Source organism: Azospirillum sp. B506 (genome assembly GCF_000333595.1).
Classification (GTDB): domain Bacteria; phylum Pseudomonadota; class Alphaproteobacteria; order Azospirillales; family Azospirillaceae; genus Azospirillum.
Window position 1 is genome coordinate 1 of sequence record NZ_BADK01000868.1, and the last position, 7591, is coordinate 7591.

7 protein-coding genes are annotated in these 7591 nt (G+C 67.3%); 6 read left to right on the plus strand and 1 reads right to left on the minus strand.

The genetic code is table 11. From position 1 onward, the window contains the following. Nucleotides 1–16: 16 nt before the first annotated feature. The 6 genes from I71_RS26825 (at nt 17) to I71_RS40705 (ending at nt 6036) form a co-directional block, all read left to right on the plus strand. Nucleotides 17–829 (plus strand): xanthine dehydrogenase family protein subunit M, encoded by an 813-nt coding sequence (locus I71_RS26825; protein WP_042701172.1) that lies wholly within the window; start codon nt 17–19, stop codon nt 827–829. Continuing rightward, nucleotides 817–1347: a (2Fe-2S)-binding protein gene (locus I71_RS26830; protein WP_042701164.1), complete on the plus strand. Its 531-nt coding sequence runs from the start codon at nt 817–819 to the stop codon at nt 1345–1347. Before I71_RS26825 ends, I71_RS26830 begins: the two co-directional genes overlap by 13 nt. Then, nucleotides 1340–2881: an AMP-binding protein gene (locus I71_RS26835; RefSeq protein WP_042701167.1), complete on the plus strand. Its 1542-nt coding sequence runs from the start codon at nt 1340–1342 to the stop codon at nt 2879–2881. The genes I71_RS26830 and I71_RS26835 overlap by 8 nt, the downstream gene beginning before the upstream one ends. 15 nt (nt 2882–2896) lie before the next feature. Beyond that, nucleotides 2897–3721, plus strand: coding sequence for an enoyl-CoA hydratase/isomerase family protein (locus I71_RS26840; RefSeq protein ID WP_042701168.1), 825 nt, complete (start codon nt 2897–2899; stop codon nt 3719–3721). Nucleotides 3722–3910: 189 nt separating this feature from the next. Beyond that, nucleotides 3911–5908, plus strand: a complete 1998-nt coding sequence (locus I71_RS26845; protein WP_083897420.1) for a methyl-accepting chemotaxis protein — start codon at nt 3911–3913, stop codon at nt 5906–5908. Further along, a complete protein-coding gene (locus I71_RS40705) occupies nt 5905–6036 on the plus strand; it encodes a hypothetical protein (protein WP_280109920.1) in 132 nt (43 codons plus the stop codon). The genes I71_RS26845 and I71_RS40705 overlap by 4 nt, the downstream gene beginning before the upstream one ends. A 536-nt stretch (nt 6037–6572) precedes the next feature. On the opposite strand, the gene I71_RS26850 is transcribed toward I71_RS40705, so the two are convergent. Further along, nucleotides 6573–7591 (minus strand): sugar-binding transcriptional regulator (locus tag I71_RS26850; protein WP_148294379.1); only part of this gene is annotated, 1019 nt, incomplete at its 5' end.

Here is a 7591-nt window from a genome sequence, read left to right on the forward strand (position 1 = left end):
CCGCCTCCTTCGACTTCTGCGGCCGGCGACGGTCGCCGACGCGCTGGCGGCGCTGGCGGCCGGGGGCGACTACGCCCGCGTGATCGCCGGCGGCCAGTCGCTGATGCCGATGCTGAACATGCGGCTGGTCCAGCCGCGCCTGCTGATCGACCTAGGCCGGCTGGAGGAGTTGCGCACGCTGCGCGCCGAAGACGGTTGGCTGACCGTCGGTGCCGCCGTCACCCAGGCCGAGGTGCTGGCCCGCCCGACGTTGGCGCGGGAGGTGCCGCTGCTGGCCGCCGCCCTGCCGTGGGTTGGCCATTTCCAGACCCGCAACCGCGGCACGCTCTGCGGCTCGGTCGCCCATGCCGATCCCAGCGCCGAGACGCCGCTCTGCCTGGTCGCCACCGGCGGCGAGGTGGTGCTGCGCAACCTGCGCCGCCGCCGCACCGTTGCCGCCGCCGATTTCTTCCTGGGGCCGCTGACAACGGTGAAGGCCGCGGACGAGATCGTCGAATGCGTCCGCTTTCCCCTGGCCCGGCCGGGAAGCGGCCATGCCTTCCGCGAACAGTCGATGCGGCACGGCGATTTCGCCATCGCCGCCTGCGCCGCCACGGTGGACGCCCAATCCGCCAGCCTCGCCGTCGGCGGGGTGGCGGACCGGCCGACGCTGCGGTCCTGGCCGCTCGTCGATGGTGGACTGCCGCCCGATCTCGACGACGCGCTGAACGCCTTCGCCTGGAATCTTGGGGGTGACGACGATCAGCACGCCACCGCGCGCTACCGCCGCGACCTCGTCCGCCGGATCGGCCGCACCGTTCTTGAAGAGGCCCTGTCATGCCGCCGCTGAACCCCACATCGACGCTGGCGGCGGAGACACGCCACGCCGTCTCCATCGTCCTGAACGGCAAGCTGCGCAACGGCCATGCCCATCCGCGCCTGCTGCTGAGCGATTTCCTGCGCCATGAACTGGGCGCCCACGGCACCCGCGTCGGCTGCGAGCACGGCGTCTGCGGCGCCTGCACCGTCCGCATCGACGGGGTGGCCGCCCGTGCCTGCCTGACCCTGGCGGTCCAGGCCGACGGCCGGCGCATCGACACCGTCGAGGGGCTGGCCGAGGCCAACGAGGGACGCATGACCGCGCTCCAGGAGGCGTTCCGCCGGCACCATGCCCTGCAATGCGGCTTCTGCACGGCCGGCATCCTGATGTCGCTGACCGATTACCTGGGCCGCAACCCCAAACCAACCGAAGAGGAGCTACGCGACATGCTGAGCGGCCATCTTTGCCGCTGCACCGGCTATGCCGGCATCGTCCGCGCCGTGATGGAGGTCACGGGTCAGGCGATGACGGAGGTCACCCATGTTTGACCTCGGCCGCAGCATCCTGGCCAGCGCCGAGCGCAGCCCCGGCGCCCTGGCCATCGTCGACGGCGCCCTGCGCCTGACCTACGCGGAGTGGCTGGAGCGCATCCGCCGGCTGGTCGGCGCCTTCGACCGGCTCGGCCTGCATCCCGGCGACCGCATCGCCACCGCGCTGCAGAACACGCACGAAATGGCGACCATCCATTGGGCCTGCCAGCTCGCCGGCATCGCCGTCGTCCCGCTGAACTGGCGGGTGAAGGCGGACGAGCTGGATTATTGCCTGCCCAACGCCGAGGTCCGCGCCCTGTTCTATCAGGACGTGTCGGTCGAGGCCGTCGGTGAGTCCGCCGCGGCGCGGGCGCTGCCCCGCATCGTGGTCGGCGACGGAGACCACCAGGCCGACCACCGCTTCGCCGACCTGCTTGACAGCGAACCGGCTCCGGCGCAGCCGCGCGCCACGGCCGAGCATGTCTCGCTGTTCCTCTACACCTCCGGCACCACCGGCAAGCCGAAGGGCGTGCCGCGCCGCCACCGGACCGAGCGTGCCGCCGCCATCGCCCATGTCGCGCAGAACTGCTACCGCCGGGGCGAACGGACGCTGGGCGTGATGCCGCTCTACCACACGATGGGGGTGCGCTCGCTGCTGGCGATGGCGCTGGTCGACGGCTGCTTCGTCTGCCTGCCGCGCTTCGACACCGGCCGCGCGCTCGACCTGATCGCGGCGGAGCGGCTGAGCTGTCTCTATCTGGTGCCGACGCTCTATCACGACCTGCTGGCCGATCCGAAATTCCCAGAGACCGACGTTTCGTCGGTGCGCAAGCTGGGCTTTGCCGGGGCGTCGATGACCGACGGCCTGTTGAAGCGGCTGGACGCCGCCTTCCGCCCCGAGCTGTTCGTCAATCATTACGGCTCGTCCGAGATCTACACCTTCACCATCGATCAGAACGCCCCGGCCAAGCCGGGGTCGGCCGGCAAGGCGGCGCTGAACCAGCGCATCCGCATCGTCCGCCCCGGCAGCTTCGATCCCGACCAGTGCGCCGCGGCCGGAGAGGAGGGGCAGATCGTCGCCGACCTGTCGGGCGACGAGTCCTTCGAAGGTTATTGGAAGCGGCCGGACGCCGACGCCAAGGCGCTGCATGCCGGCTGGTACTTCACCGGCGACATCGGCTTCCTCGACGCCGACGGCGACCTCTTCGTCACCGGCCGGGTCGACGACATGATCATCACCGGCGGTGAGAACGTTTCGCCGGTCGAGATCGAAAGCGTGCTGTCTCTTCATGACGGCGTGCTGGAGGTCGCGGTCGCCGGCCTGCCCGACGAGCGCTGGGGCCAGCGGGTCGTCGCCTTCGTCAAGCGCGCCCGCGGCGTCGAGGCGACGGATCTCGACGACCATTGCCGCACCTCCGGCCTCGCCAACTTCAAGCGCCCGCGCGAGTACGTCTTCCTCGACGAAATCCCGAAATCGCCAGTCGGCAAGATCCTGCGACGCAAGCTCCAGGCCGGCGAATTCACCCTCGAACATAGCCCGACACTCTCCTGAACCCAGACTTCATCCATGGAGTTTCAAACCGTGACCCCCTACCGCTTCGACAGCGCCGACCGCCTGCTCGCCGATCTCGACGGCTTCCGCGTGGAGATCGACGAATCCCTGGAACGCGCCGACATCGTGCTGCACCGTCCACCCTTCAACATCGTCAGCATGCTGCAGCGCGACCAGTTCAGCGCCGTGTTCGCGGCGCTGGACCGCGACCCCAAGGTGCGGGTGATCGTGCTGCGCGCCGAGGGCGAGAACTTCTCGTCCGGCGGCAACATCGCCGGCTTCATGGAGAAGTCGGCTGAGCATGTGTCGGAACTGGCGGTCAACATCGCCGCTCCGGAACGCTGCCGCAAGCCGGTGATCGCCCAGGTCCGCGGCTATTGCTTCGGCGTCGGTTTCGAGCTGTCGCTCGCCTGCGATTTCCGCATCGCGTCGGAGACCGCGCAGTTCGCCCTGCCGGAGATGCGCATCGGCATGATCCCCGGATCGGGCGGCTCGGCCCGCCTGCTGCACATGATCGGCATCTGCCGGACCAAGGACATGGTGATGCGGGCCAAGCGCATCTCCGGTCGGCAGGCCGCCGATTGGGGCTTCGTCACCGATTGCGTCGCCGACGCCGAACTGGAAGCGACGGTCGCCGCTCTGGTCGACGAGCTGCGTGGCTTCTCGCCGCTGGCCCAGCGCACCATCAAGGGCGTGCTGAACAGCGGCAACAATGTCTCGGTCAACGGCGCCATCGAGATCGAGGGGCAGGCCTACGGCCGCCTGCGCGGTTCGGAAGACTTCAAGGAGGGCGTCGCCTCCTTCCACGAAAAGCGCAAGCCGGTCTTCACCGGCTGCTGAGCGCAACAGCCGGCGCGCCAGACAGCGCGAACTCCAGGGGCCGCAATCAATGGATGCGTGCGCCACCCTCTCCCCTTGCTCCAGAAGAGGGTGGCGCGTGCCCAGGGGCAGGCATTGTAGGATTAAGATCCATACTAATTCTTTACAGGAAAGTAATATTTCTGAATCATCATAAGCAGGAATCCGCCAATGGATTTGAAAATCGTCTCAAAAAATCGTCTTGAGGAACGTCCTATGAAGATTCGGGCAATTTTTCTTTCTTGCATACTGGCAATGGCGGCGGTGGCAGGGGTGGTATCGATCACCTTCTTGGCTGCTGAGTGGGGCAATTACCGCCGGTCAGTTGACGCCGGAACCCTCTCCGAGGCGTTGGGTGCGGTGCTGCGGGTCACCGAAAAGGTCGTGTTGAGCCGGGGTGTGCAGAATGGAGCCCTGCTCGCGGACGCTCCGGCCGGCGACGAGTCGCGCACCAAGATCGATGCCGCCCGTCGCGAAATCGTCAAAACGCTGGCGGAGGCGAACCGCACTGTTCAGGCCGCCGATTACCCCGGCAGGCCGGCGGCGCTCGGTATATTGCGCGCGGTCGAACAGGCCTTGGCCGCACTCCACAGTGAGGTTGACGCGGCGATCGCCCGCCCCAAGTCCGAACGCGATCAGGCATTTGTAAAGGGATTCGGTGAACGCGTGGTTGCCCGGGTCGGGGAACTGAACGGCATCGCCAATGGATTGGAACAGGGCGTGGCGCTCGCCGACGCCGACGTCGCACGGCTTGGCGGCGTCGCCCGCCTGTCCTGGGACATGCGCGAAGCCGGCGGGCGCCGCGTTGCCATCTTCACCACAGTTGTCGGTGCCAAGCGGATGCTGACCAGCACCGAAATCGAGCTGGCCGCCGCCCTGGCCGGAGAGACACGTCATGCTTGGGCGCGCCTCAAAGCCACCGCCACGCAGATTGACGGCGCGCCCGCCCTCGCGACGGCATTGCAGGGCACCGAAGCGGCCTTTTTCGGCGCCACCGATGCCCTCATTGCCGATCTGATCGTCAGGGGGCGGACGGGTGGTGACTACGGGATTTCCTTTCAGGACGCCTGGTCGCGTTTGGTTGGCGGCGTGCAAACCGCGCTCGCGGTGCGGGATGCCGCCATTGCGGAGGCGTTGAGCCAGGCGGAAGCGGCGCGCAGCAGCGCATTCGTCCGCTTGCTGCTCGCGGTCGGCGGTTTGGCGCTTGTCGTGCTCACGGTGATCGGCATCGCGATCCTGATAGGCCGGCGGATCGTCGACCCGCTGGTCGGCATGACGGCAGTGCTGTCGAAACTGGCGCAGGGCGAACGCGAGGTGGTGGTGCCGGCGCGTGGGCGCACCGATGAAATTGGCGAGATCGCCGCGGCGGTCGAGGCGTTGCGTGTGACCGCCAAGGAAGCCGATCGGCTGGCCGCCGAGCAGGCGAGCGAGCACGCCCGACGCCAGGAACGGACCCGCGCGATGGAAGTGGCGGTTGCCGGCTTCGACAGCTCGATCACCGCCATCCTGGTCGCAATGGACGGTGCCACCACCGAACTCGACGGCACGGCGCGCACCATGACGTCGGTCGCCGACGAGGCGAGCCGACAGGCGGCCATGACGGCGGCGGCGGCCGAGGAGACGGCTGTGACGGTGCAGACGATCGCCGCGGCAACGGAGGAAATGACCAGTTCGATCCAGGAGATCGGCCGTCAGGTCGCCGGCTCCAACGCGGTCGCCGCGACGGCGCTGGCGCAGGCCCAAGAGACCACCGGTACGGTGCTTCACCTGACGGAGGCGGCATTGCGGATCGGAGAGGTGGTGAAGCTGATCCAGGACATCGCCAGCCAGACCAACCTGCTGGCTTTGAACGCGACCATCGAGGCGGCGCGCGCCGGTGAGGCCGGCAAGGGATTCGCGTGGGTCGCCAGCGAGGTCAAGCAACTGGCCACGCAGACGCCAAGGCCACCGAGGATATGCGGGCGCAGATCGCGGCGGTGCAGCAGGCGACCCAGGGGACCAGCCTGGCCATCGACGGGATCGGGAAGACGATCGCCAGCATCAACGAAATCAGTGCGGCGATCGCCGCTGCGGTGGAGGAGCAAAGCGCCACCACCAGCGAGATCACCCGCAACGTCCAGCAGGCGGCTCACAGCACCACCGAAGTCAGCCACACCATTGCCGACATGAACCAGACAGTCGGGCAAACCAGCAGCGCGGCAATTCAGGTGACCGGTGCGTCGAGCGCGTTGGCCGGCGAGGCCAAGGTTCTTCGCCAGGAGGTCGAGAGCTTCCTTGCCAGCATTCGCGCGGCCTGATCGTTCGACCGGTTCCATGGTTCCATCAGATGTCACGCCACGCGACGCGGATGGAGTCCGGGCATCCGAGGTCGAGCATGCGGTTCCGGGTCCGGACCGCGACCCCGCCGCTCCCCGGTTTGGAACCTTGACCGTCACCGAATGACGCGCTTCCAGCGACTGGAGAACGCCTCGATCAGGGCTCGGACGGCGTGTGCTCCGCCATGGCTGCGGCCACGCCCGTCCGGTCGTAAGCCCCGTCGGCCACGAACACGGCCAGGGTGCTCCCCAACCTGGTCCAGCGGAGCGCCGATCGGCAAGCCGTCATCAACGCCGTGGTCGGTCAGGGCCGCCGCGAGGATCCGACCGGTCACCTCACCTCAGACCGGCCCCGCGGTTCCATACCGACCGAGCGCAGGCCACCAGGATCGCCATCGCCCTGCACAACCGCATGCTCGACCTCGGACGCCTGAATTCCGTCCGCTCCGCCTGACCGGCAGGGGAGCCAGGGCAATTTCCTGGCCTCACCCCCTCCATGCTATACGCCGGCTGCAGTATCAGCCGGCCTCTTTTGCGGTTGGAGCGGACAGAATCCCCCGCGCCGTTTCCTCATCGGTTACCAAGACATTTGCGTAGCCGCCCTTGAGCATCGCCGCGATTGCTTCAACCTTGTCCGCCCCGCCTCCGACACAGATCCGGACGGGTACCTTCAAAAAATCGTCATAGGGCATCACGATGTGGCGGTCATCCAACTCGGTCCGAACCGGGTGGCCGTCGTGATCGTAGAAGTATCCCGACACGAAGCCGACGGCCCCGCGCTCCCGATAGGCGCGCAGGATTTCGACGGACATGAAGCCGCTGTCGTTCAGCAACGTCTCGCTGCCGACATGAGTCACGCCGAACAATGTCATGGTGCAGGACCGCAGAAGCCTGAAATGCTGTTCGATCACCGGTTCGCGCATCAGCAGCGATTTGACCTCGGGACTGGAAACGATCCCCGGAGCATGCAGGTTGATGCAGCGCGCGCCGGCCCGCACCGCGATGTTGGATGTGCACAGTTCCGGCGAGAAATCATAAGTGGCGATTGAGCTGCCTGTGATCTGGGTGATCGTTGCGCCAGGCAGATGGATCGGCGCCAGCGCCTTCGACAGCGCCATCACCGTCCGCCCCCAAGCGACTCCAAGTATGCTGTCGTTGGTCAGCCGCTGTTCGAGCAGACGCGCGCCGAACCGGGCGATCCGCACCGCCAGCGGTTCGCTTGACCCTCGGCTCGGCACCACGAAGCACTCATCGATACCGGCCCGGTCGCGCAGTTCGTTTCCCAACCGCAGCAGGTCCATGCGGTGCAGGTCGATGGAAACCGAGACGATGCCCTCGTCACGGGCCTTCTGCAGCAGATTGTAGACGGAAGCCCGCGAGATCCCGAACTGCGAGGCGATCTCGTCCTGCTTCAATCCTTCCTCGTGATAGAGCCACGCCGCGCAAAGGACCGGATCCAACTCGAACTGCGTCGTGGTGAAGCTTTGGCGCCCGCCGCGTCGTGCCGCCGTGGCGTTCGTTTTCGGCATTCCCTGTC